Genomic DNA, 23,599 nt, shown 5'->3' on the forward strand with positions numbered 1-23,599 from the left:
AATGAGAATTATAGTAACATTAAATTAATTTATATTTAATGTTTTATATTTACCGCAAGCAAAAATACTTTTAAGCTTCTTTGTCTTTTTAAATAAGAATACTTGCTCGTTTTAAAGGACAAAAGTATTTTTATAAAAAAGCTAATTATTATATTTTTTATGAATAACCATCTTTTAATAGCGCAAATAAAAAAGAAAGATACCGTTGCTTTTAAAAAATGTTATGATTTATTTTTTCAAGATTTAGTGGTTTCTGCAAATAGATATGTATCAGATTTTTTAGTTAGTGAAGATATTGTTTAAGAAGTATTTGTTTATATCTGGGAACACTCAGAAAAGATGGAAATTAAAACATCATTAAAAGCCTACTTATTTGTGATGGTTAAAAATAGATGTTTGAATCATTTAAAATCTGTAAAAATTACAGATAACCAAGATTATATAGAATATAGTAGATCTTTAATAGACCGTGTAGAATTACCTAATTTTACAGAAGATAACAATACTCTTTATTTAAAGGTTTTAGCCATTGTTGATGAGATGCCTTTAAAAATGCAAAAAATTTTTAAATTAAAATTTATAGAAGATTACAAGTATAATGAAATTGCAGAAGAACTAAATATTTCTTTAAATACTGTTAAAACACAGTTGAAAAGAGCTAAAATTAGGATTAATGATTCTTTAGTAATTTTGCTTTTTTGGTTAATATTTATCAATGTTTTTACCTTGATGTTGGTTTAATTTGAATTTTTTTAAAATTTATTGATTTTTTTTGTCACCCTTTTTTAGTTTTACGTTGTCTTTAGTGTATAGTATTTAATTACAAATTATAATTACACTTAAAAAAGACATTCTTAAAATGGAATTTTTCTTAATAATAAAAAAAATAAACAATACGCTTTCCGAAGAGGAAAAGATAGTGTTTGATAAATGGTATTCGGAATCTGAAAAACATAGAGCGTATTTTAAAAATGTAAAAGAAAACAAGAATTCTGAAAAATATCTTTTTGACAAAGAAAAGAATTGGACAGCAATAAAAGGTAAGGCTAAAATCAGCAAAAAAACTACTTGGAAATATTATGCAGCAGCAGCTTCAATTGCATTATTGTTTTCAATATCTTATTTATTTAATCCTATAAATAAAAAAGTAAACACTTCAGAAATAATTACCGATACAGGTTATAGTAATAAAGCAATACTAACTTTAGAAGATGGTGAAGAAATACTTCTCTCTAAAGATCATAAAATAGAAAACGCTCTTTTTAAAAGTGAAGATAAAAGTATTGCATATAAAAAAAACAATACAAAAAGAGATTAAAGAAGTTACTACGCAACCAAAAATTATTTATAACTATCTAACAACAAAAAAAGGAGGAGAATTCTCTTTAACCTTGGCAGATGGAACTAAAGTGTGGTTAAATTCAGAATCTAAGCTTAAGTATCCAGTAAGTTTTATAAAGGGAAAACCAAGAACTGTAGAACTAGTTTATGGAGAAGCTTATTTTGAAGTTTCATCAAGTAAAAAGAATTCTGGAGATGGTTTTATTGTTTTAAACACTTTACAGAATATATCTGTTTTAGGAACTCATTTTAATGTAAAAGCATATCTAGAAGATCATCTAATAACAACAACCTTATTAGAAGGTAAAGTTATGGTTGAAAATAACGAAAAAGTTAAAATGTATTTAAAACCTAATGAAGAGACCATTTTAAATGCTTTAACATTAGAAATGCAAAAGAAAGAGGTAAATGCAAAAGAAAAAATTTCTTGGGTAAAGGGGTATTTTAGTTTTGACAATACTTCTTTATTAGAAATCACAAAAATACTTTCTAGATGTTATGATGTTGACATCTCTTTTGAAGATGAAAAAATTAAAGATTTAAGATTTAATGGAGTTTTGAGTAAAAAGCAAGACGTAAAATCTGTCTTAGATGCAATTATAAATACAACAGATATTACTTATGAAGTAAATAATAGAAAAATTAAATTTAGAAAATAAAAAGGAATGTGGTTTGTCCATCTCTCACAATATTAAAACCACAATTCCTTAGGTTCATGCTTATTAATAATTAAACACTTAACAAATTTATGGAAATTAAATTTACTGGAGACTTTTTTCTGTTGCGAAAAAAGCTATTAACAACTATTATGAAAACGTTCATATACTTATTCTGTGCCATCTCATTTGCATTTGTACCAAGTGAAGGAGTGTCACAAAACGCTAAAATTAAAATAGACACAGATAAAACCATATCTGTAGAAGAAGTTTTTAATTTGATTAAAATGCAAACAGATTATACATTTGTTTACGAAAATAGTATTTTCAAAAAACTTCCAAAAGTTAGCTTACACAAGGGGATTATCATTGTAAAAGATCTTTTAGATAAAAGCTTACAAGCAAGTAATGTTGTTTATCAATTTAATAAAGATGGTTCAATTTCATTAAAAAAGAAATCTGTTCAGCAAAAGGTTTCAGGTGTTTTAGTTGATGATAAAAACATGCCTATTGTGGGGGCTTCTGTTCGTATAAAAGCAACAGGTATTGGTGTTGCTACAGATTTTAATGGAGAATTTTCTATACCAGCTTCTAAAGGAGATATATTGGTTTTTCAATCATTAGGTTTCGAGTCTAAAGAAGTAGTAGTTGGTAGTTTGTTTGTTTGTTATAAAGGTAGTCTTACAAGAATCATCAGAAAACTTAGCAGGAATTGTAATCACAACAGGTTACGATAAAATTAACAAGAAAAGTTTTACTGGAGCAGCAACAACCATTAAAGCAGCAGATTTAAAAATTGATGGTATTAATGATGTAAGTAGAATGTTAGAAGGTAAAGTAGCCGGAGTTATTGTACAAAACATTACCGGAACTTTTGGTGCTGCGCCACAGATAACTATTAGAGGTTCTTCTTCTGTATTTGGTAACAATAATCCATTGTACGTTATAGATGGTGTGGTGCAAGAAGATATTGTAGAGCAAGATTTAGATGCTTTAACTTCTGGAGATGCGTCTACTTTAATTAGTTCTTCTATAGCGGGTGTTAATGCTACAGATATAGAAAAAATAGATATTTTAAAAGATGCTTCTGCCACTTCTATTTATGGTGCAAGAGCAAGAAACGGAGTTGTAGTTATAACGACTAAAAGTGGTAAAAGAGAGAGCCCTTTAAAAGTAAGTTACACGTTAGAGCAAACGGTAAGAGATATACCATCTTATTCTCAATATGATATTTTAGATTCTAAAGAAACCATTGGTATTTTAGAAGGTTTAAGAAGTCAAGGTTATTTAAGACTACCAGGTGTTGGTAATTCTAGATTTTCTGGAGTTTATGGTATTTTAGAAAAGAAAATTAACAGCTATTCTAATGGAGGTTTTGGAGTACAAAATACTCCAGAAGGTAGAAGTGCTTTTTTAAAGGATTACGAGTTGGCAAATACCAATTGGTTTAAAAAATTGTTTAGACAATCTTTAATGCAAAACCACACGCTTAACTTTACAGGTGGTGGAGAGAACAATTCTTTTTATGCATCTATTGGTTTTTTACATGATCCGGGTTGGTCTGTTGCAGATAAAGTATCTAGAATTACAACGAACTTAAAGAATACATTTTACTTTTCAGATAAGTTTAATATTTCAATTGCTACAGTTGCATCTGTTAGAAAACAAAAAGCACCAGGTTCTTTTAATAGAGAAGCCAATGTTGTAGACGGTCAGTTTAGTAGAGATTTTGATATCAATCCGTTTAGTTACGCATTAAATACTTCTAGAGCGTTAAGACCAAGAGATAATGATGGTAATTTAGAATACTACACCAATAATTGGGCTGATTTTAATATTTTAGAAGAATTAGAAAACAATACATTAGATTTAGATGTAAAAGATATTCGTTTTCAATTAGATGCTTCTTATAAAATTTCAGACAATATTACGTACGATTTAAATGCTTCTGCAAGATATGTAAATAGTGTTAGAGAGCATCAAATTAGAGAAAACTCTAATGTTGTTAGAGCTTATAATGCAGACGAAACCACTGTAATAGCAAATGCAAATATCTTTTTATACACAGACCCAAATAATCCAGATGCGATTCCTGTTTCTGTTTTTCCAGAAGGTGGTTTGTATCGTAAATTCGATAACAGTTTAACTTCTTATTATGTTAGAAACAGTTTTCAGTTAAAGAAATATTTTAATCAAAAGCATAATTTTAATGCTTTATTAGGTCAAGAATTAAGATATGTAGATAGAAATAACGAGAATTTTACAGGTTATGGTTTACAATATGAAAACGGTTTTGTACCATTTACAGATGCTAGATTATTAGAAAAAGTAGTTGCAGAAGGTGGAAACTATTTTGGGTTGGGTAGAGAAAGAGAAAGAACGGTTGCCTTCTTTGGTAGAACTACGTATACATATAATGATAAGTATGTTTTTTCTTTAACAGGAAGGTATGATGGTTCTAATAGACAAGGTAGAAGTTCTAAATCTAGATGGTTGCCTACAGGTACTGTAAGTGCAAAATGGAATGCAAGTGAAGAAGATTTTATACAAAAATCAAAAACCATTAATAACCTACAATTTAGAGCATCTTATGGTTTAAGTGCTTCATCAGGTCCTGCTACCAACTCTTTGGCAATTTTTAGAAGTGAAATTACAGATAGATTAACGCCATCTGAAAGAGAAACATATTTAGATATTCAAGATTTAGAAAACTCTGAATTAACTTGGGAGAAACAACACGAATTAAACATTGGAGTAGATTTAGGATTATTTAATAATAGAATTCAATTTACGGCAGATGTGTATCAAAGAGATATTTTTGATAATATAGACTTTGTGAGAACTTCTGGTATTGGAGGAGAATTTTTTAAAACAGGAAATAATTCTGATACAACTCAAAAAGGAATCGAGTTTGCTTTAACATCAACCAATGTAAAAACAGATAATTTTAGTTGGACCACTTCTTTAAACTTCTCTTTTTTCGATCAAGAAATAACAAAATTACAGAACAAACCAAGAGTAATTGATGTTTTGGTTTACAAGGAGGAAAATTAGAAGGATATCCAAACAATTCTTTATTCTCTTTTCAGTTTGATGGATTAAATTCAGACGGTATACCAACATTTATTTTACCAGAAGGAGACAACCCAGTTACAGATGTAGATTTTCAAGACAGTTCTAATATTACAGATTATTTAGTGTACAACGGTTCTGTATTACCAAATGTTGCTGGTGGTTTTTCTAATTCATTTAAATATAAAAATTGGGATTTAAATATGTTAATCACTGGTTCTGGTGGTAATGTTGTAAGGCTAAACCCTGCATTAGATAACTTTTATTCTGGTACAAATGTATTTACAAAAAGTAGTATTAATAGATGGGTTTTACCTGGAGATGAAAATATTACCAATATTCCTAAAGTTATAGATGTTAGAGATAATAATATTTATAACAGTAGCGATTTGTCTAGAGCCTACAACGTTTATAATTTTTCTGATGCAAGAGTAGTTAATGGAGATTTTTTAAGAATGAAAAGCATCTTTTTAGGGTACAGTTTTAATAAAGATGTATTAGATAAATTAAGCCTTTCTCATCTAAAACTTAAATTACAAGGAACCAACTTGTTTTTATTGTATTCGGATGATAGATTAAATGGGCAAGACCCAGAATTTTATGGCACAGGTGGTGTTGCTTTACCTATAACTAGACAATTTACAATGTCTTTAAATATTGGACTATAAAATATATTACAATGAAAAAACTACAGAAAAATATTTTAAAAATAACCACAATTATATCTTTATTCTTATTAATTAGTTGTGATGATTATTTATCTGAATTACCAGATAATAGAGCAGAAATAGATTCTCCAGAAAAAATAAGCGCTTTAGTTACTTATTAGCTCTACATCATCATGGTGGGGTAGAAATTTTTGGAGAACTAATTATGGATTATCAAATATAAATTCTGATGCAATTTTTCAGGCAGACAATCCATTTGGTAAAGGTTGGGCCTATGATATTTTTGGTTCTAGTGAAGGTTTTAACAATCCTAAGTTCGATGAGTATTTTAAAGTAACAAATCAATCTGCAGGAACCGGTAGAGGGTATACTGGTTTGGTGTTATTTGGTAATGATGAAGCTCTTTTAAATAGGGCAGAAGCTTATGCGATGCAAGAAGATTATGCTAACTGTTTAAACGATTTAAATGTTTTTTTATCAAAGAAAACAGAAGGTTATAATAGCGGTACAGATATTTTAACAGAAGACATGGTACTTAATATGTTTCCTGTAACTCCAGGTGAATTAACTCCTTTTTACACTTTTAAAGATGATAAACAAATTTCTTTTATCAATGCGATTTTAAAATTCAGACAAAAAGAATTTTATCACGAAGGGGTAAGATGGTTTGATGTAAGAAGGTTTAACATTGCTATTAAAAGATATTATAGAAAAGATGATATAGATGTAGAATTGCCTAAAGATGATTTAAGAAGACAATTACAAGTTCCAGAATCTGCAATAAACTTCGGACTAACACCTAATCCTAGATAATTATGAAAAAGATATATATGTAGCAGTTTTAATTTTCGGAATTATTTCTGCTTGTAATCTAGATGAAGATAAGTTAACAGACAGTAACTTAAATACAGAAACACCAAGTTTAAATACTACCGATGAGTGGTTAAGAGACCATATTACAATTCCATATAATATTGATGTAAACTATCAATGGGACGAAGGTAGAGTAGATTTAGATAGATATTTATTTCCACCAACTTTAGAAAAAGTAGTGCCTATTATGCAAGTGGTTAAAAAAGTTTGGATTGATACCTACACAGAGTTAGGTGGAGAAGATTTTGTAAAAATAATTGCACCAAGAGAAATGGTTTTGGTTGGTGGTACAAATTTAAATCCAAGCGGAACAAGAACTTTAGGTTTTGCAGAAGGAGGAAAGAACATTGTGTTATTTGAAACCGATTTAGTAGATGTTAAGAATAAAAGCCAAGTAACAAGGTTTATTCAAACAATTCAGCATGAATATACGCACATTTTAAATCAACAAGTTCGTTACGATGAAGAAGCTTTTAAGCAAATAACCCCTAGTGGTTATACTGCACAATGGTTTAATCCTGCCAATGAAGAAGAACGATTTGATATTGCAAACAGTCTTGGTTTTATAACGGATTATGCGAGACTTAATGAAGGTGAAGATTTTGCAGAAATGGTAGAAACAATTCTTACCAATAACGCAGAAGATTACCAAGAAATTATAGATAATATTAAAGCTAAAATTATAAGTAATGCAGTTTCTACTGCCTTGTCTAATTTAGATTCTGATGCTACACAAGCAGAAATAGATGCTGCAACCCAAGGAGCAACAATTACAGCAACTCCACAAGCAGATAATGCTGTAGCGTTGATAAAAGCCAAAGAAGCAATTGTTGCAGAATATTTTAAGAAATCTTTTAATATAGATTTATATGAATTACAAAAATTAGCTACCGATAATATTTTAGAAGCAATTAAATAATACTAAGAACATGAAAAAAATAAAAATAAATACGTGTCAATTAATTGTAGCGCTTTGTCTTTTTGTATTAAGTAGCTGTGATGAAAACAATGATCCTGAACTTTTATTTGAAGACACACCAACAGTTAGAATAGAAAAGAGTATTGCAGAATTAAAAACAGCTCTTCAAGGTTCTGAAAACGGATGGAAAACAACTTATTTTACGGATGATTCAGAACTAGGAGGTTTTACTTTTTTATTCGATTTTATTAGTGATTCAGAAGTAATTATGGATTCAGATTTTGGAACGCCAGATGTTAGCGCTACGAGTTTGTATGATATTACTTTAGGCTCTACTGTTAAACTTACTTTTACAACAAAAAACGTAATTCATCAGTTATCAGATTCAAATAATTTTCCAGATGATGATTTAAGAGGACAAGGTTATAAAGGTAGTTTTGAGTTTTTATACTTTAAAACAGAAGGAGATGATATTCTTTTTAAGTCTAATAGAGATCGTGATATTATCATTCGTTTTTCTAAAGCGTCTAAAGAAGATTGGACTAGTTTAACAAGTCTAAATAAGACAATGTTAGAAACTAACATTCCAAAAAATCCATTAAAATCTGTTTTTAGAAATATTACTTTAGAAAGTGGAGGTAAAACAACTTTATATGGTTTTTCTTTTAATGAAGCTAGAAGGTTTGCAACAGTTACAGCAATAAGTAAAGATGCTGTAAAAACAGACCTTAGCTTTGGTATTGCACCAAAACCTACTGGTTTTGTTGTTAGTCCTGCAATAGAAATAGAAAATGTAGTCTTAGAAGAGTTTATTTACAATTTAGATGATGATGAGTTTGTTGCTGAAGTTGATGGTGTTAAAATTACTTTAAGTTATGCTGATGAACTAAGTTTTCTATTACCATTTTATGATTTTGGAAACGAGTCTAGAGGTAATAATAATATGAGATTGTATAGAACTAATTTACCTAATTCAGATTTATCTAGTGAAAATTTTATAAACTTTTATAAAGAATGGGAAGCACATTTTACAGCTACTCAAAGTGGTAGAACTGTTACTAGAGTCTATTTATATAATTTAGAAACTGTAGATAATTCTTTTGTTCAAGTAAGATATTTATCTAGTGGACGTTCATTTAGTTTAAATTTTAAATTTACGTATACTGTTACAGAAAATGCTACTGGTAATAAAATTTATAAATTAACAGAAACGGTACCCGTTAATACAACAAGAAGAGCAGGTATATTACCGCTATTAGATTTTTTGTTTAGAGATAGTGGTTTCTATGTACAAAAAATGGTTGATTTTAATGCAAATCAAAATACCTTAGGTATAATTCCTGTTGATGATACTACAATGCTTGCGCAATGGTATGATTTTTAAAAAAAAATATATTCCCCCAATAACTTTAAGTTTTAAAACTTATCATTTTTACTAAAGATGAACCTTTTTCTAATTAAAAAGGTTCATCTTGTTTTTGTGCCTATTGGTTGTTTTTATTATAAGATATAAAAAAAGGTTCTAACTTTTGCTTTCGCAATAATTAGAACCTTTAATATTTTATTGAAACTCTAAACTTAGAACCTTTTTAAAAAGTAAACTGTTTAATTCAACATTTTCCAAAGTTTGTCTTTTAATTCTTGCAGGCCTTTTTGAGCAACTGAAGAAATAAATATAGCTTCTACACCTTCTGGTAAATCTGCTTCTATTTCTGCTTGTAACTCATCATCTAACATATCTGTTTTAGAAATGGCTAGTAAACGGTCTTTATCTAACAACTCTGGGTTGTGTTTTTTAAGCTCATTTAAAAGAATTTCATATTCTTTGTTAATGTCATCACTATCTGCAGGAACTAAGAATAATAACGCGGAATTACGTTCTATATGACGTAAAAAACGATGTCCTAAACCTTTTCCTTCTGCTGCACCTTCTATAATTCCAGGAATATCTGCAATTACAAATGTTTGATGGTTTCTATGTTCTACAATACCTAAGTTAGGTTTTAAAGTAGTAAAAGCATAATCTGCAATTTTTGGTTTTGCAGACGTTAATACGGATAATAAAGTAGATTTTCCTGCATTAGGGAAACCAACTAAACCAACATCTGCTAGTAATTTTAATTCCATTCTAAACCAACCATCAAAACCGTCCATACCTGGTTGAGCATATCTTGGTGTTTGATTGGTAGAAGATTTAAAGTTCCAGTTTCCTAATCCTCCTTTTCCTCCACGTAATAAAATTACTTCTTTTTGATGTTCTGTAATTTCTACAATTACTTCATCTGTATCTGCATCTTTAATGATGGTACCTAATGGTACATCAATATAAATATCATCTGCATCTGCACCAGAACTTCTACTAGCACTTCCGCCACCACCACTTTCTGCTCTAAAGTGACGTTTAAATTTTAGGTGAAACAACGTCCACATATTTTTATCACCTCGTAAAATAATGTGTCCTCCACGTCCACCATCTCCACCGTCAGGCCCACCTTTGGTAATATACTTTTCTCTATGTAAGTGCATAGAACCTTGTCCTCCTTTACCAGAAGAAGCGTATATTTTTATGTAATCGACAAAATTTCCTTCAGTCATAATTGTTGTTTAATCGTGTAAATGTTTAAGTGTTTAATTGCTCTATGTAATATTCGTTTAAAGGTTACACAGTTAAACAATTACACAGTTACACATTTTAAAGTGCATCAAATACTTTTGCAATTCTTTGTGTAATTTCTTTAATAGAACCCAAACCATTAACGCCGTAGTATTTATCTTGAGCATCAAAATAATCTTTTAAAACAGCTGTTTTTGTGTTGTATTCGTTAAAACGGTTTCTAATTTTACTTTCATCAGTATCATCTGTTCTACCGCTTGTTTTTCCTCTTTCTAATAAACGAGTAACTAAAGCATCTTCTGGCACTTCTAATGCTACCATTCCGTTTATTTGTTCTCCTTTTTCAGCTAAAAAAACATCTAAAGCTTCTGCTTGAGATTCTGTTCTAGGAAAACCATCAAAAATAAAGCCATTTGCATCTGCATTTTTTTCAACTTCAGCTTTTAGCATATTAATAGTTACTTCATCCGGAACTAAATCTCCTTCATCCATATATTTTTTAGCTAACAAACCTAATTCAGTTTTATTTTTAATGTTAAAACGGAATACATCTCCTGTAGAGATATGTACCAAGTTATACATGTCTTTTAAAAAATCTGCTTGTGTTCCTTTTCCTGCACCTGGAGGGCCAAATAATACGATGTTTTTCATTTTAGGTTGTGTTGATAATTGATAAATTGCAGGGTAATTTCTACCTAAACCATTATAATCTAAACCGTAACCAACAATAAATTTATCTTCAATGTTTTTTCCGATATAATCTATATGTAGTTCTTTTCTAAATACGTCTGGTTTAAAAAATAACGTTGCAATTCTTAGTTGTTTTAAATTTTTATCTCTAAAGATATTATAAATTTCTTGAAGAGTGTTTCCTGTATCAATAATATCTTCTAATATAATTACAGTTCTTCCTGTTAAGTCTTCATTTATACCTACTAATTGTTTTACGTCTTCTGTAGAAGAGGTACCACTATAGGAAGCTAATTTTACAAATGACACTTCACAATCTCCATTAAATTCTCTTATAAAATCTGCGGCAAATAAAAAGCATCCGTTTAAGATACCTACAAAAAGAGGGACTTCTCCTTTAGGCAAGTCTGCTTTTACTTGTACTGCTAATTGTTTTACGATTACCGCAATTTCTTCTTGATTAATAAAAGGTTTAAAATATAGATCTTGAAGTTTTATAATACTCATGAGGTTGTTCTTTTAATTGCTAGCTGTTCAATGAAAAAACCGTTTTTAAAATCTGATGCTCAGGAATTAAAAACGGTTTCAATATATCTAAAAATAAGTTTAATTATTTTTTTCTTCTTTTTTAGTGGTGTCAAACATAATTGGTGTTGCCACAAATAATGATGAATAAGTACCTACTACTACACCAATAATTAAGGCGAACATAAATCCTTTAATAGAATCTCCTCCAAATAAGAAGATTGCTAACATTACTAATAATGTTGTTAAAGAAGTATTTATGGTTCTACCTAATGTAGAGCTTAGTGCTTTGTCTACTACTTCACTATATTTCCAGTTAGGATGTGTACCTGTAAATTCTCTAATTCTATCGAAAATTACCACGGTATCATTCAGAGAGTATCCAACCACTGTTAGAATTGCTGCAATAAACGATTGTCCTATTTCCATATCAAAAGGCATAAAACTGTAAGTAATAGAGAATACACTTAATACAATTAATACATCATGGAATACTGCAATTACTGCTCCAATAGAGAAAGAAATTTTTCTAAAACGTAATAAAATGTATAAGAAAACTACCAATAAAGATCCAAATACTGCGTATAATGCTGATGTTTTAATATCATCTGCAATAGTTGGTTCTACTTTCATATAACTCATTACTCCAGAACCTTCTTTTTCGAAACCTGGTTTAAAGTCTTCGTAAGTAGTTGTTCCTAAATAAGATTTTAATCCTGTAAATAATGCACTTTGAACTTGGTCATCTACATCTTGTCCATCTTCATCAATTTTATAAACAGTTGTTATTTTTAATTGATGATCAGAACCATATGTTTTTACTTCTGGAGCCGTACCAAAAGCATCTTTTAAAGTTGAAGCAACTTCTGTAGCGTTCATTGTTTGATCGAAACGAACAACATAAGAACGTCCTCCTTTAAAATCTACACCTTGTTTTAATCCAACAGAGAAAATAGAAACGATACCTGCAATAATTACAGCACCAGAAATGATGTAAGCAATTTTACGTTTTCTTAAGAATTCTACATTAATATTTTGGAACCATCCTTTAGAGATAGAAGTGTTAAATGTTAAGTTAGCACCTTTGTTTACAGATTTATCAATTAATAAACGAGTAATAAAAACGGCTGTAAATAAAGATGTTGCAATACCAATCATTAATGTTAAAGCAAAACCTTTAATTGGTCCTGTACCAAAAACATATAAGATAACACCTGTTAAAAGAGTAGTAATGTTAGCATCGATAATTGCAGATAAAGCTCCTTTAATAGAGAAACCTTCTTCTACAGATTGTTTTAATCCTTTCTTAATTGCTAAACTTTCTTTAATCCTCTCAAAGATAATAACGTTTGCATCTACAGACATACCAATGGTTAAGATAATACCTGCAATACCAGGCAATGTTAACACTGCGTTGAAAGAAGCTAAAATTCCGAAGATAAATAAGATGTTTACAGCTAAAGCGATGTCTGCATATAAACCAGCTTTACCGTAGTATAAAATCATCCACACTAAAACTAATAAAATAGCCAATCCAAAAGATTGAATACTGTGGTCTATAGATTCTTGTCCTAAAGATGGTCCTACAACTTCTGCTTGAATAATTCTTGCAGCTGCAGGTAATTTACCAGCTTTTAAAACGGTAGCAATATCTTCTGCTTCTGTAATAGTCATGCTTCCACCAGAGATAGAAGTTCTACCACCTGTAATAGGAGTATTCACAGAAGGAGCAGTATACACATAGTTGTCTAATACAACAGCTACAAATTTACCTTGGTTTTCGGTAGTCATTTTAGCCCATTGCTTAGTACCAGAACTATTCATGGTCATACTAACTTCTGGTTTGTTTAATTGGTCAAATACTTGAGAAGCATCTAAAATTACATCACCTTCAATAGTCGCATTACCACTACGGTTTCCTTTAATAGCATATAAACCAATTAACTCAGTTCCGTCTGTACCTTTATTAGATTTATAATCCCATAAAAATTTAACATATTTTAATTCGTTAGGCAATAACGCTTTCACGTCTTTTCTGTTTAACAAACTATTTACCATTGCAGTATCTAAAACTCTAGCTTGTCCAACTAAAGAACTCATTTGTTGTTGAGATTGTGCTATGTTTGGAAAGAAATAGGTAAAAAGGTTCTTTTGGCTTACATCTGTAGAATCGATTGATTCACCTAATAAATCATCAATATCATCTTTTTTAGTTGAGTCGATAACTTTTTCTGCTGCAGTATCGTCTTTTAAGATTTCAGCAATTTTACCATTTGCAGTAAAAAAGTAATTTTGAACTTCTGCATTAGTATATACTTCCCAAAACTGTAATTCTGCTTTACTAGTAATTAAACGTGTAACACGCTCAATATCTTTAGCTCCTGGTAATTCAATTTGAATTCTACCAGAGTTTCCAATTCTTTGAATGTTTGGTTGTGTTACACCAAACTTATCAATTCTACTTCTTAATACTTCAAAAGCAGTACCAATAGAACTGTTAATTTCTTCTTGTAAAGTTTGTTTAACGGTAGCATTAGCTTCGTTAAAAGTAATTTTTTCACTTAAAGCTTTTGTTCCAAAAATAGAAGGGTCACTTAATTTAGTGTCACCAGCTACTTTTTCAAATTCTTGAAAGAATAAGTCTAAATATGTAGCGTTACTATTTTTTTGAGCTTCATCAGCAGCTTCTAATGCTTGGTTAAAAGCAACGTTTTTAGAATCGTTAGCTAAGCTTTTTAAAACTTCTTTTACAGATACTTGTAAAATAGCGTTAATACCACCTTTTAAATCTAGACCAAGATTCATTTCTTTGTCCTTTACATCATTATAAGTGTACGTTGTTACACCTAAATTAATAATGTCTTTGTTTGCAACACTGTCTAAGTACTTTCTTTCAAAAGTAGCTTTTTGTCTTGCATCAATATTATCACCTTTGCTTTCTGCATATGCTGCGGCATCATCTTCTACCTTAGTGGCTAAAAATGTAAATGATAATTGGTATAAACTTACTAAACCAAAAAGGATAGCAAATAACTTTATAAGTCCTTTATTCTGCATTTTATATGTATTTTATAATCAAATTTTTAAAAACGAGCAAATATATGGCTTCTCGTAAAATCTGACAATTATTTTTGTTGATTGTTTTTTGTAATTATGAGTATGGTACTCATGATTTTAAAGAGGTCGGTAAAAAATGTAAATGAATATATTTTTATAAAAGGAAGCTGTTGGGACCTGCTCTAACTTCAGGTTCATTGTAAGAGGTTTTATCCTTTATAAAAGGATTCTTTTTATGTACTTTATAAGTAGTTTTAAAGAGTTGATTTGCTTTATTTTGATCTATTTTTTTTAGAAAAGCAAATGAGTTGTAATTTGTAAGTTTGTCTGAATTGTATTTAATTTCAAGTACAAAATGGAAATCGGAATTAGAAATATCAGCTTTGTTCGTTATTTCATGAATATCAATATGGTACTTAGATGAAGTCTTGTTTTTTTCTTTATGGTTAGAATTGGTATTTACAACCAATGCATGTTCCTGTACAAGTTTTTTCTTTATATTATCAATATGAAAAACACTGTAGTAAGAAATTTTTAAGGTTCCGTGATCTGTTTCATTGATTTTAATATTAGAAACACCAATTTTTAGAAGCTTTTCTTTTACATCAGCAATAGTACTTTCAATATCTTTATTGTCAATTTTAGCATCTACAAATTCAAGCACTATTTCTTGATTAGGTAAGGTAACCTCTTCATGAAATGCTCCAAAACAAATAAATAGTAAGAATAAAGTACCGATGTACCATTTTGTCCTCATGTGTCAAATATATAAAAAAAGATTGCTTTTTAGTTCTTTAATAAACAATCTAATTTATTTTTATAAGTTGTTGTGTTTATTGAATAATATACATTTTTAAAATACAAGATAATTATCATATTCTGGCTTCTTAAAAATCAATATTTTTGTTCTCTTGTTCCGTTGTAAATATATTGTTTGGCTGTTTTTTCACCTTGTTGTTTAAATGTTTAAAAACCTATTAGACTTGTTGTTATGCGTTTATTTTATTACTTAGAATACCATTATGATAATTTTTTTTATGATTTTTTGAATTACATTTTATTTATCATAATTCAATTTTTATTCATTATTTAATGAATGATTTTAAGATAATTGCAGTTGTTTTATTGTATCAATAATTTAAAAGGTTTTGTTTATTGATTTGATTGTTGCATAATTTAAGTATGTTTGTTATAATATAATAACCCCCAAATATTATACTAATTGATTATTTTTTCCCCTTTAAGGTCTACCTTATTATCACGGATTCTAAAAAAAAATAGTTATAAAGATGCCAGTTATTTTTATAGGTCTTTTTTTAGTGTAAAAAACATTAACTACTATTTGTTATTGTTTGATGAATTAAAGCTTAGGCAAGTAGTTTCTACTGAAAATGAAATTTTTTTTACTTCTAAGTTTAAATTCGGTAGTACAATTAGAGAAGTTAAACGTGGTCTTAAAGATGATTTTCATGCTGTTAAAACACTTTGTGGTACAGTAATTTTATATTCTAAAGCTTTAATTGGTGATGATAAGGTTGTTTTATAACTTCATTTTTATAAAAAGAAGTTAGTTCTTTTTAGGTACACTTTTACCAACATGAATAATATAGAACAAATTGAAAGTATTTTACGAGAAAAATATTTGAAGTTTGATTCTAAAGTTTCTTTTTCTGATTTTGCTAATAAAGATCCTTATGGTAATTCGATTTTTGTAGATGATAAGGTTAATTTTTCTGTATTATATTTTTCTTTCAATTTTGAATTTCATGATTATGTAATGAATCTTAAAAAAATAAATGAAGAAAAGATCATTGCTAAAAAGATAAATTGGAATGCAGAAATTAAGAAAAGACTTTAGTGCTATTTTTTTTGAAAAATAAAGCAGTGTTTCTATTACTATTTTGTTATTCGTTTTTTAAAATGAGAGTAATACTTAATCTTATTTCTCCATAAGAAACTTCTTCGTTTAGTTTGTCGTAAATAGGTTTTAGCTCTATTTTTCGCTCCAAATCATTAAAAGCAACTCGTACTTTGTCTACAACTTCTCTATCTACAAGTTCTTCTAAATTCACCTCTTTTCCCTCCATGTAAAGTTGAGATAAGTGTGAGAAAATAGTGGTTATAGACAAATTTCTTTTTTCTGCAATTGCTTTTGGTTTTAAACCTTCTTTAAATAAGTCAAAAGTTTTTTGAATGGTACTAATTTTCCTTGGTTTGGCTACTTTTTTAAATTTACGAATCACGTTCATAAATTCTTCACCATACTTTTCCATTTTATTCATTCCAACTCCAGAAATAGCTAAAAATTCATTTTCGGTTGTTGGAAGTTCGCTTGCCATTAATTTTAATGTTTTATCATTAAAAATAATGTATGCTGGCATGTTTTCTTCTTTAGCTATGGAGTATCTTATTTTTTTAAGTTCGGTAAATAAATCTTTGTTAGTTTCTCCTTCAGTAGTTGTTTTTATTGTTTTTGTTTTCTTCTTTTTATCTTCGGAAGTTGTAGGGGTTGTTAGTCGAATTGTTTTTTCTCCTTTTAAAACTTTCCACCCGATGGGTGATATTTTTAAAGCAGAATTTTCACTATACATGATTTCAATCAATCCTTGGTTTGCCATTTGAATCACATAATCTCGCCAATCAAAAAAACTAACATCTTTTCCTATTCCGTAAGTTTTTAAATTGAAGTATTGTTTTGTATGAATATCTGCATTGTTACTTCCTCTTAAAACGTTAATCAACATGGTAATTCCGTCTTTCTCTTTCATTCTTACGATTCCAGAAAGTGCTTTTTGAGTTAAAATAGTGCCTTCAAAATCTTTAGGAGGATTTTCACAAACATCACAGTTACCGCAATTCTCTGTTAGATGTTCCCCAAAATAAGATAATAAAATTTTTCTCCTACAAGATTTCGCTTCTGCAAATTGAAGCATCCTATTCAATTTTTCTTTTTGCATGTCGCTATTTGCGCCTCCATCTGCAAACTGACTGTACAATACAAAATCTCTCATATTGTAGTATAAAACAGTTTCTGATGGCAATCCATCTCTTCCTGCTCTTCCAATTTCTTGGTAATAGCCTTCTAAGTTTTTTGGTAAGTTGTAATGAATTACAAAACGAACATTAGATTTGTCAATTCCCATTCCGAAAGCGATGGTTGCAACCACTATTTTTATATCATCATTTATAAAATCGGTTTGCGTGCTTTCTCTTTCTTCATGATTCATTCCTGCGTGATAAAATGCTACAGAATGCCCTTCTTTTTTAAGATAGTTTGCAACTTCTTCTGTGTTTTTTCTACTTAAGCAATAGATAATACCGCTTTCATTTTTTCTTCGTTTGATAAAACTAGTAATTTCTTCTAGTTTTTTCTTTTTTGCAACTTGTCCTCGTACTTCAATACTTAAGTTTTTTCTGTTGAATGAAGAAATAAATAATTTTGAATTTGATAATCCTAACTGATTTTCAATATCTTTTCTAGCAGATTTATCCGCAGTAGCGGTTAATGCCATAAAAGGGACATGTGGCAATGAGTTTCTAAAAACTTTTAATTGTGTGTATTCGGGTCTAAAATCATGTCCCCACATACTTACACAGTGTGCTTCATCAATAGCGACTAATTTTATGTTTAGTTGTTTTAACCAAGTATTACGAACAGCTATTAGTTTTTCTGGAGATAAATATAATAGTTGTATTTCTCCGTTAATGGCTTTATTAATTACTTCGTTTTCTTCTTGTGGAGAATTGGAGCTGTTAAAAAAATCGGCTTTTATTCCGTTTGCTTTTAAAGCTTGTACTTGATCTTTCATTAATGAAATAAGCGGAGAAACTACAATTGTAATTCCATCAAATAATAATGCAGGTATTTGGAAACAAATAGATTTTCCTCCTCCGGTTGGCATTAATACAAAACTATCTTTTCCTTCTATGGTTCTGTCTATGATTTCTTCTTGTAAAGGGCGGAAATTCTCGTAACCATATATGTTTTTTAAAAGGGTATGTGTTTGCTTTTTCACTTTTTCAATAATTAGAATGCAAAGATACGTGTTATCTGTAAATCTATTAGATTATGGCTTGTTGATGTTCTTTTAGTGTTACATCTTACTAAGAGTTTGATAGTAATAAAGATTATTTAAAGTTTGTTTGTAGTTAAAGGATTTTGCTACGTCTAGAGGTTAGTATTCTTTTTTATTGTTGATAAATGCTGTGCTAAAACAGATAATGATGTATAAAAAAAGCCTCAAAGAAAATGTTTTTGAGGCTTTTAAATATTAAATGTGGTGTTAGATAAAATCTATTGATAGATTTATAATTCTAATAAACCGTTAGTTGCTTTAACACCAACTGCAGATTCTGCTAATTTTTCTTTTTCAGTATCTGTTAAGCTAATTTCAACAATCTTTTCAATTCCGTTAGCGCCTAATACACAAGGTACACCAATTGATAAATCGCTTAAACCAAATTCACCTTCTAATAAAGCAGAACAAGGGAATATTTTTTTAGTATCGCAGGCAATTGCTTGTACCATTGCAGAAACTGCTGCACCTGGAGCATACCAAGCAGAAGTACCTAATAAACCAGTTAAGGTTGCTCCACCAACTTTAGTGTCTTGTACAATTTTATCCATACGTTCTTCAGATAAAAATTCTGAAACAACAACACTATTTCTAGCTGCTTTTCCTATTAATGGCACCATACCTGTGTCTGAGTGTCCACCAATTACCATACCGTCAACATCAGAGATAGGCGCACCTAACGCTTCTGCTAATCTGTATTTAAAACGAGCAGAATCTAAAGCACCACCCATTCCGATAATTTTGTTTTTTGGTAATCCAGTAGTTTTATGAACTAAATAAGTCATTGTATCCATTGGGTTAGAAACCACAATGATAATTGTATTTGGCGAGTGTTCAATTAAGTTAGCTGAAACTGTTTTTACAATTCCTGCGTTTATTCCAATTAATTCTTCACGGGTCATTCCTGGTTTACGTGGAATACCAGAGGTAATTACACAAACATCAGAATTAGCTGTTTTAGAATAGTCGTTTGTACTTCCTGTAATTTTTGTATCAAAACTGTTTAAAGAAGCAGTTTGCATTAAATCCATTGCTTTACCTTCTGCAAAACCTTCTTTAATGTCTAAAATAACAACTTCGGATGCAAAATCCTTAATTGCGATGTATTCTGCACAACTTGCACCTACTGCACCTGCTCCTACTACTGAAACTTTCATATATATAATTTTTAAGATTTATAATGTATTTGATCTCTAACAAAAGTACGAAAATTACTTAAGATTTTAGTTCTAAAAAAGTAAAAAGACACCTTAAAAAGGTGTCTTTTTACGAAAAGGATTTCGACTCTTTTTATCTAAAACTAAATGCAATACCTGCGTTAACGGTATTGTATTCTTGTAAGGTGTAACTTCCAAAAATCTTAAAGAATCCTAGGCTTAATCTTGCTCCAATTGTAGATGTTAACCCGCTAACTTTGTAGTCTAAGTTTAAAGGGTCAACTAGTGTTTTTTTGTATGTTTGATTAAGTCCTCCTGAATATTCTAGTTCGTAAGTTCCGTTTATATTTAAAGAAGAAGAACCGCTAACATATCCAATACCACCATAAATATTTATAAAAGGGAAGTTTAATGAAGCTAAAGCTTGCACTGTATAAGAATCTAATTTTAATTCGCCTAAACCGTTAGTTATGGTTATTCCGTTTTCGCTCGGGTCGTCTATAACACTTGTAACTGTCATATTCGTAAAAGCACCCATTATAGAAACGTGAAGAGGTAATTTGTCTAAAGGGCCAAACCATTCTGTAATTTCTTTTTTAATTCCTAAACCAAATAATTTCCCTTTTGCATCATCGCTACCTACTTCTGGTACAACACGTACAGTTGCTTCGAACTGATAAGGTAGACCTAAGCTTATTTGTACGGATGGAGTTGGTGCTGCGTTTAAAGGTAAATCGTCTCCAAAACCATCTGGCATTGTAAAATTTCTCACTAATTCTGGGTGGATACCATTGTTTATTGTAGGGTCTGAGTTTGCAGGTATGGTTACCTCAAAACCATTTTGTATAGCACTATCACTACTTCCTAAAACGGTAGGAGAAGTAATTGGGTTTTTTGTGATTTTATCGGATAAGTTTAATGAATTTACATTAAAAATTTCTTTATCAGATGGAATAAGGGAAAGGTTAGCGCCTATGGTGATATCAAAACCTAATGTTTTGTGAACTTTTGCTGTATGGAACCAACCACTGCTCATTCCGTAGATAAAGCCTTCTGCTGCTGGTCTCAAGTAAGCTTCTGTTAGCAGGTTTGCGTCTGAAATGTCAGCAAAAAGAATGTTCTCTAAACCATCTTGCGCTTTTGAGTTAAATGTAAAGGTAAATATGCAAATAATAATTAATAGGCTATTTTTCATTGCTTTGAGGTTTTATTAATAATTGGTTAAAATTATGTTAAAGTGATTGCTAAAATAGATGATTTTATCAATAAAAAAAGGGTCCTTAAATTTTAATCCCTTTAAAGGGAGGAATAATTCTTATAAATAGGTGTGTAAAATGTGTTGAGATCTATTGGTTTTTAGGTAAAAAAAAATACACATTCCTATTACTAGAAATGTGTATCATATATAATTGTTTAGAATAAAACTTATACATCAATATTTGCATACTTTGCATTTTTTTCAATAAAATCTCTACGTGGCGGAACTTCATCTCCCATTAGCATAGAGAAAACTCTGTCTGCTTCTGTTGCGTTGTCTATAACAACTTTACGTAAAGTTCTAAACTCAGGATTCATAGTAGTATCCCAAAGTTGGTCTGCGTTCATCTCCCCAAGACCTTTATATCTTTGGATAGCAACATTACCGCCCATTTGCTGTGCAATAATATCACGTTGATTGTCATCCCAAGCGTATTCTCTTTTCTGACCTTTTTTAACTAAATATAAAGGTGGAGTTGCAATGTAAATATAACCTTGCTCTACCATTGCTCTCATATATCTAAAAAAGAATGTTAATATTAAGGTAGCAATATGTGATCCATCTACATCGGCATCACACATAATAACTACTTTATGATAACGCACTTTAGATAGGTTTAAAGCTCTTGGGTCTTCTTCTGTTCCGATAGAGACACCTAAAGCGGTAAACATGTTTTTGATTTCTTCGTTTTCAAAAACTTTATGTTGCATTGCTTTTTCTACATTCAAAATCTTACCACGTAGTGGAAGAATTGCTTGGAAGTTTCTATCTCTACCTTGTTTTGCTGTTCCACCTGCCGAATCTCCCTCAACTAAGAAAATTTCACATTGTGCTGGGTCAGTTTCAGAACAGTCAGATAATTTACCAGGTAAACCACCAATAGACATTACCGTTTTACGTTGTACCATTTCTCTGGCCTTACGTGCTGCGTGTCTTGCGGTTGCTGCTAATATTACTTTCTGAACAATGATTTTTGCATCATTTGGGTTTTCTTCTAAATAGTCAGATAACATTTCTGAAACCGCTTGCGATACTGCAGAAGTAACTTCTCTGTTTCCTAATTTTGTTTTTGTTTGCCCTTCAAATTGTGGTTCTTGTACTTTTACAGAAACAATAGCTGTTAATCCTTCACGAAAATCATCACCAGCAATTTCGAATTTTACATTTTTTAATAATCCAGATTCATCTGCATATTTTTTTAATGTACTTGTTAAACCACGTCTAAAACCAGATAAATGTGTTCCTCCTTCGTGCGTGTTAATGTTGTTTACGTAAGAGTGTAAGTTTTCTGCGTAAGAAGTGTTATAAACCATGGCAACTTCTACAGGAATACCATTTTTCTCACCTTCCATAGAAATTACAGAGCCAATTAATTGCTCGCGAGTAGAGTCTAGGTATTTGATAAATTCTGGTAAACCTTCATCAGAATGAAAAACTTCTGATATAAAGTTTCCTTCATCATCTGTATTTCTTCTATCTGTTAGTGTTATGGTGATTCCTTTATTTAAAAAAGATAATTCACGCATACGAGTAGATAAAGTCTCGTAGTTAAATTCTGTGGTTTGTTTAAATATTGTTTTATCAGGTAAGAAAGTAACAATAGTACCTGTAAAGTCAGATTCTCCAATAGTTTTTACTGGATATAGTGCTTTTCCTTTTTCGTACTCTTGTTCCCAAACTTTTCCTTCTTTGTGTACGGTTGCTCTTAAATGATCTGATAATGCATTTACACAAGAAACACCAACACCGTGTAAACCACCAGAAACTTTATAAGAATCTTTGTCAAATTTACCACCAGCACCAATTTTAGTCATTACAACTTGTAATGCAGAAACGCCTTCTTTTTTGTGGATTCCTACAGGTATTCCACGACCATTATCTTTTGTGGTAATTGAGTTGTCTTCGTTTATGGTAACATCAATTGTGTCACAATAACCTCCCATTGCTTCATCAATAGAGTTATCTACAACCTCATATACTAAATGGTGTAAACCACGTACTCCAACATCTCCAATATACATGGAAGGACGCATTCTTACATGCTCCATTCCTTCCAGTGCCTGAATACTGGAAGCATCATAATTATTTTTATTCTCTTCGCTCATTATAAAAGTTAAATTATGTCATTTTGGGTAAGTATGACGAAGTGCTCTATTTATTAAAAGATTGCTTCACTACTTTTTATATGACGTTTATTTTAATAAAATCTCGTTTTTAAAAAACGAATTTAACAATCTCAAATTTACGACTTATAAAGTAGTTTTAAAAGCTTTTTAATGATTTTGGTCTAAAATTATCAACATTTGTTAATTTTATAAAAGTGCTTTAAATCGCTTAAAATGGGTTTTAAAATTAATTTTGATATTTTTTATTTCAGATTAAAACTCAGAATGATAAAAAGTGGCTTAAAGCTTTTATTTTGGAATTGTAAAATAGCGTTGATTTTCTGTTTAACGGAATATTTAGCGCATTATTTATAGCTCTAAGTTAAGTTGATAAAACTCCGCTAAAAAGATAATTCTAATTCAGTAAAATAATTAAATAGATCTAAATCAGTGAATAGTGTTTAGTTGTTTTTCTAGTAAAAAATAAAGGCTATAAATAGGTTTCAATTTTGATGTTACTGTTTTGTAAATTATTTGTAAAAAAGGAGTTGAACTTATTTAAAAAGTAACTATTCTATGATTTTAAGT

Annotated in this window: 20 protein-coding genes and 1 pseudogene; 13 read left to right on the top strand and 8 right to left on the bottom strand. The window is 29.9% G+C overall.

The features are described from left to right. The first annotated feature begins 159 nt into the window (after window positions 1–159). The 11 genes and pseudogenes from WG945_RS14315 to WG945_RS14365 all read left to right on the top strand — a co-directional run bounded on the left by WG945_RS14315 (window position 160) and on the right by WG945_RS14365 (window position 8,913). On the top strand, window positions 160–303 hold the full coding sequence (locus WG945_RS14315; RefSeq protein WP_157603698.1) for a hypothetical protein: 144 nt from the start codon (window positions 160–162) through the stop codon (window positions 301–303). Window positions 304–315: 12 nt separating this feature from the next. Further along, window positions 316–741, top strand: a pseudogene (locus tag WG945_RS14320) (sigma-70 family RNA polymerase sigma factor); the annotation flags it as partial. Between the two features lie 118 nt (window positions 742–859). Continuing rightward, window positions 860–1,318, top strand: a complete 459-nt coding sequence (locus tag WG945_RS14325; protein WP_068451226.1) for a hypothetical protein — start codon at window positions 860–862, stop codon at window positions 1,316–1,318. Then, window positions 1,269–2,000 carry a FecR family protein gene (locus tag WG945_RS14330; protein WP_082864278.1) on the top strand — a complete coding sequence of 244 codons (732 nt, stop codon included), beginning with the start codon at window positions 1,269–1,271 and terminating at the stop codon, window positions 1,998–2,000. The genes WG945_RS14325 and WG945_RS14330 overlap by 50 nt, the downstream gene beginning before the upstream one ends. A 149-nt stretch (window positions 2,001–2,149) precedes the next feature. Further along, window positions 2,150–2,734, top strand: coding sequence for a carboxypeptidase-like regulatory domain-containing protein (locus WG945_RS14335; protein ID WP_231874683.1), 585 nt, complete (start codon window positions 2,150–2,152; stop codon window positions 2,732–2,734). Continuing rightward, window positions 2,658–5,051, top strand: coding sequence for a SusC/RagA family TonB-linked outer membrane protein (locus WG945_RS14340; RefSeq protein WP_340866692.1), 2,394 nt, complete (start codon window positions 2,658–2,660; stop codon window positions 5,049–5,051). The genes WG945_RS14335 and WG945_RS14340 overlap by 77 nt, the downstream gene beginning before the upstream one ends. 143 nt (window positions 5,052–5,194) lie before the next feature. After that, the gene (locus tag WG945_RS14345; protein WP_231874685.1) at window positions 5,195–5,737 is read left to right on the top strand and encodes a hypothetical protein; all 543 of its coding nucleotides are present in this window, start codon (window positions 5,195–5,197) and stop codon (window positions 5,735–5,737) included. An 11-nt stretch (window positions 5,738–5,748) separates the two neighbouring features. Next, window positions 5,749–5,898 carry a hypothetical protein gene (locus WG945_RS14350; RefSeq protein WP_157603699.1) on the top strand — a complete coding sequence of 50 codons (150 nt, stop codon included), beginning with the start codon at window positions 5,749–5,751 and terminating at the stop codon, window positions 5,896–5,898. A gap of 118 nt (window positions 5,899–6,016) precedes the next feature. Further along, entirely contained in the window at window positions 6,017–6,550 is a 534-nt protein-coding gene (locus tag WG945_RS14355) for a RagB/SusD family nutrient uptake outer membrane protein (protein WP_394364778.1), read from the top strand. 43 nt (window positions 6,551–6,593) lie between these two features. Further along, window positions 6,594–7,529 carry a substrate import-associated zinc metallohydrolase lipoprotein gene (locus WG945_RS14360; protein WP_231874686.1) on the top strand — a complete coding sequence of 312 codons (936 nt, stop codon included), beginning with the start codon at window positions 6,594–6,596 and terminating at the stop codon, window positions 7,527–7,529. Window positions 7,530–7,539: 10 nt separating this feature from the next. Beyond that, on the top strand, window positions 7,540–8,913 hold the full coding sequence (locus WG945_RS14365) for a DUF4302 domain-containing protein (RefSeq protein WP_068451237.1): 1,374 nt from the start codon (window positions 7,540–7,542) through the stop codon (window positions 8,911–8,913). 221 nt (window positions 8,914–9,134) lie between these two features. On the opposite strand, the gene obgE is transcribed toward WG945_RS14365, so the two are convergent. The 4 genes from obgE to WG945_RS14385 form a co-directional block, all read right to left on the bottom strand. Further along, the gene (gene obgE, locus WG945_RS14370; RefSeq protein WP_068451240.1) at window positions 9,135–10,124 is read right to left on the bottom strand and encodes a GTPase ObgE; all 990 of its coding nucleotides are present in this window, start codon (window positions 10,122–10,124) and stop codon (window positions 9,135–9,137) included. 97 nt (window positions 10,125–10,221) lie between these two features. Next, window positions 10,222–11,340: an adenylate kinase gene (locus WG945_RS14375; protein WP_082864281.1), complete on the bottom strand. Its 1,119-nt coding sequence runs from the start codon at window positions 11,338–11,340 to the stop codon at window positions 10,222–10,224. A 99-nt stretch (window positions 11,341–11,439) separates the two neighbouring features. Next, window positions 11,440–14,415, bottom strand: a complete 2,976-nt coding sequence (gene secDF / locus WG945_RS14380) for a protein translocase subunit SecDF (RefSeq protein WP_068451242.1) — start codon at window positions 14,413–14,415, stop codon at window positions 11,440–11,442. Window positions 14,416–14,569: 154 nt separating this feature from the next. Further along, window positions 14,570–15,172, bottom strand: a complete 603-nt coding sequence (locus WG945_RS14385) for a hypothetical protein (RefSeq protein WP_068451245.1) — start codon at window positions 15,170–15,172, stop codon at window positions 14,570–14,572. Window positions 15,173–15,637: 465 nt separating this feature from the next. On the opposite strand from WG945_RS14385, the gene WG945_RS14390 reads away from it, so the two are divergent. Both WG945_RS14390 and WG945_RS14395 read left to right on the top strand, forming a co-directional pair. After that, window positions 15,638–15,961 carry a hypothetical protein gene (locus WG945_RS14390; RefSeq protein ID WP_157603700.1) on the top strand — a complete coding sequence of 108 codons (324 nt, stop codon included), beginning with the start codon at window positions 15,638–15,640 and terminating at the stop codon, window positions 15,959–15,961. Window positions 15,962–16,012: 51 nt separating this feature from the next. Beyond that, a complete protein-coding gene (locus tag WG945_RS14395; RefSeq protein ID WP_068451251.1) occupies window positions 16,013–16,273 on the top strand; it encodes a hypothetical protein in 261 nt (86 codons plus the stop codon). Window positions 16,274–16,319: 46 nt separating this feature from the next. On the opposite strand, the gene recQ is transcribed toward WG945_RS14395, so the two are convergent. The 4 genes from recQ to gyrB form a co-directional block, all read right to left on the bottom strand. Continuing rightward, window positions 16,320–18,431, bottom strand: coding sequence for a DNA helicase RecQ (recQ, locus tag WG945_RS14400; protein ID WP_068451254.1), 2,112 nt, complete (start codon window positions 18,429–18,431; stop codon window positions 16,320–16,322). Between the two features lie 290 nt (window positions 18,432–18,721). After that, on the bottom strand, window positions 18,722–19,648 hold the full coding sequence (locus tag WG945_RS14405) for a malate dehydrogenase (RefSeq protein WP_068451256.1): 927 nt from the start codon (window positions 19,646–19,648) through the stop codon (window positions 18,722–18,724). Between the two features lie 133 nt (window positions 19,649–19,781). Continuing rightward, window positions 19,782–20,843 (bottom strand): DUF6588 family protein, encoded by a 1,062-nt coding sequence (locus WG945_RS14410; protein WP_068451259.1) that lies wholly within the window; start codon window positions 20,841–20,843, stop codon window positions 19,782–19,784. 230 nt (window positions 20,844–21,073) lie between these two features. Beyond that, window positions 21,074–23,011, bottom strand: a complete 1,938-nt coding sequence (gene gyrB / locus WG945_RS14415) for a DNA topoisomerase (ATP-hydrolyzing) subunit B (protein ID WP_068451260.1) — start codon at window positions 23,009–23,011, stop codon at window positions 21,074–21,076. Window positions 23,012–23,599: the final 588 nt, after the last annotated feature.

The organism is Polaribacter atrinae, assembly GCF_038023995.1.
Taxonomy (GTDB): Bacteria; Bacteroidota; Bacteroidia; order Flavobacteriales; family Flavobacteriaceae; genus Polaribacter; species Polaribacter atrinae.

Coding starts and splice junctions, on each gene's coding strand:
- WG945_RS14315 (WP_157603698.1), top strand. CDS start 160: ATGAATAACCATCTTTTAATAGCGCAAATAAAAAAGAAAGATACCGTT.
- WG945_RS14325 (WP_068451226.1), top strand. CDS start 860: ATGGAATTTTTCTTAATAATAAAAAAAATAAACAATACGCTTTCCGAA.
- WG945_RS14335 (WP_231874683.1), top strand. CDS start 2,150: ATGAAAACGTTCATATACTTATTCTGTGCCATCTCATTTGCATTTGTA.
- WG945_RS14350 (WP_157603699.1), top strand. CDS start 5,749: ATGAAAAAACTACAGAAAAATATTTTAAAAATAACCACAATTATATCT.
- WG945_RS14365 (WP_068451237.1), top strand. CDS start 7,540: ATGAAAAAAATAAAAATAAATACGTGTCAATTAATTGTAGCGCTTTGT.
- obgE (WP_068451240.1), bottom strand. CDS start 10,124: ATGACTGAAGGAAATTTTGTCGATTACATAAAAATATACGCTTCTTCT.
- WG945_RS14375 (WP_082864281.1), bottom strand. CDS start 11,340: ATGAGTATTATAAAACTTCAAGATCTATATTTTAAACCTTTTATTAAT.
- secDF (WP_068451242.1), bottom strand. CDS start 14,415: ATGCAGAATAAAGGACTTATAAAGTTATTTGCTATCCTTTTTGGTTTA.
- WG945_RS14385 (WP_068451245.1), bottom strand. CDS start 15,172: ATGAGGACAAAATGGTACATCGGTACTTTATTCTTACTATTTATTTGT.
- WG945_RS14395 (WP_068451251.1), top strand. CDS start 16,013: ATGAATAATATAGAACAAATTGAAAGTATTTTACGAGAAAAATATTTG.
- WG945_RS14405 (WP_068451256.1), bottom strand. CDS start 19,648: ATGAAAGTTTCAGTAGTAGGAGCAGGTGCAGTAGGTGCAAGTTGTGCA.
- WG945_RS14410 (WP_068451259.1), bottom strand. CDS start 20,843: ATGAAAAATAGCCTATTAATTATTATTTGCATATTTACCTTTACATTT.
- gyrB (WP_068451260.1), bottom strand. CDS start 23,011: ATGAGCGAAGAGAATAAAAATAATTATGATGCTTCCAGTATTCAGGCA.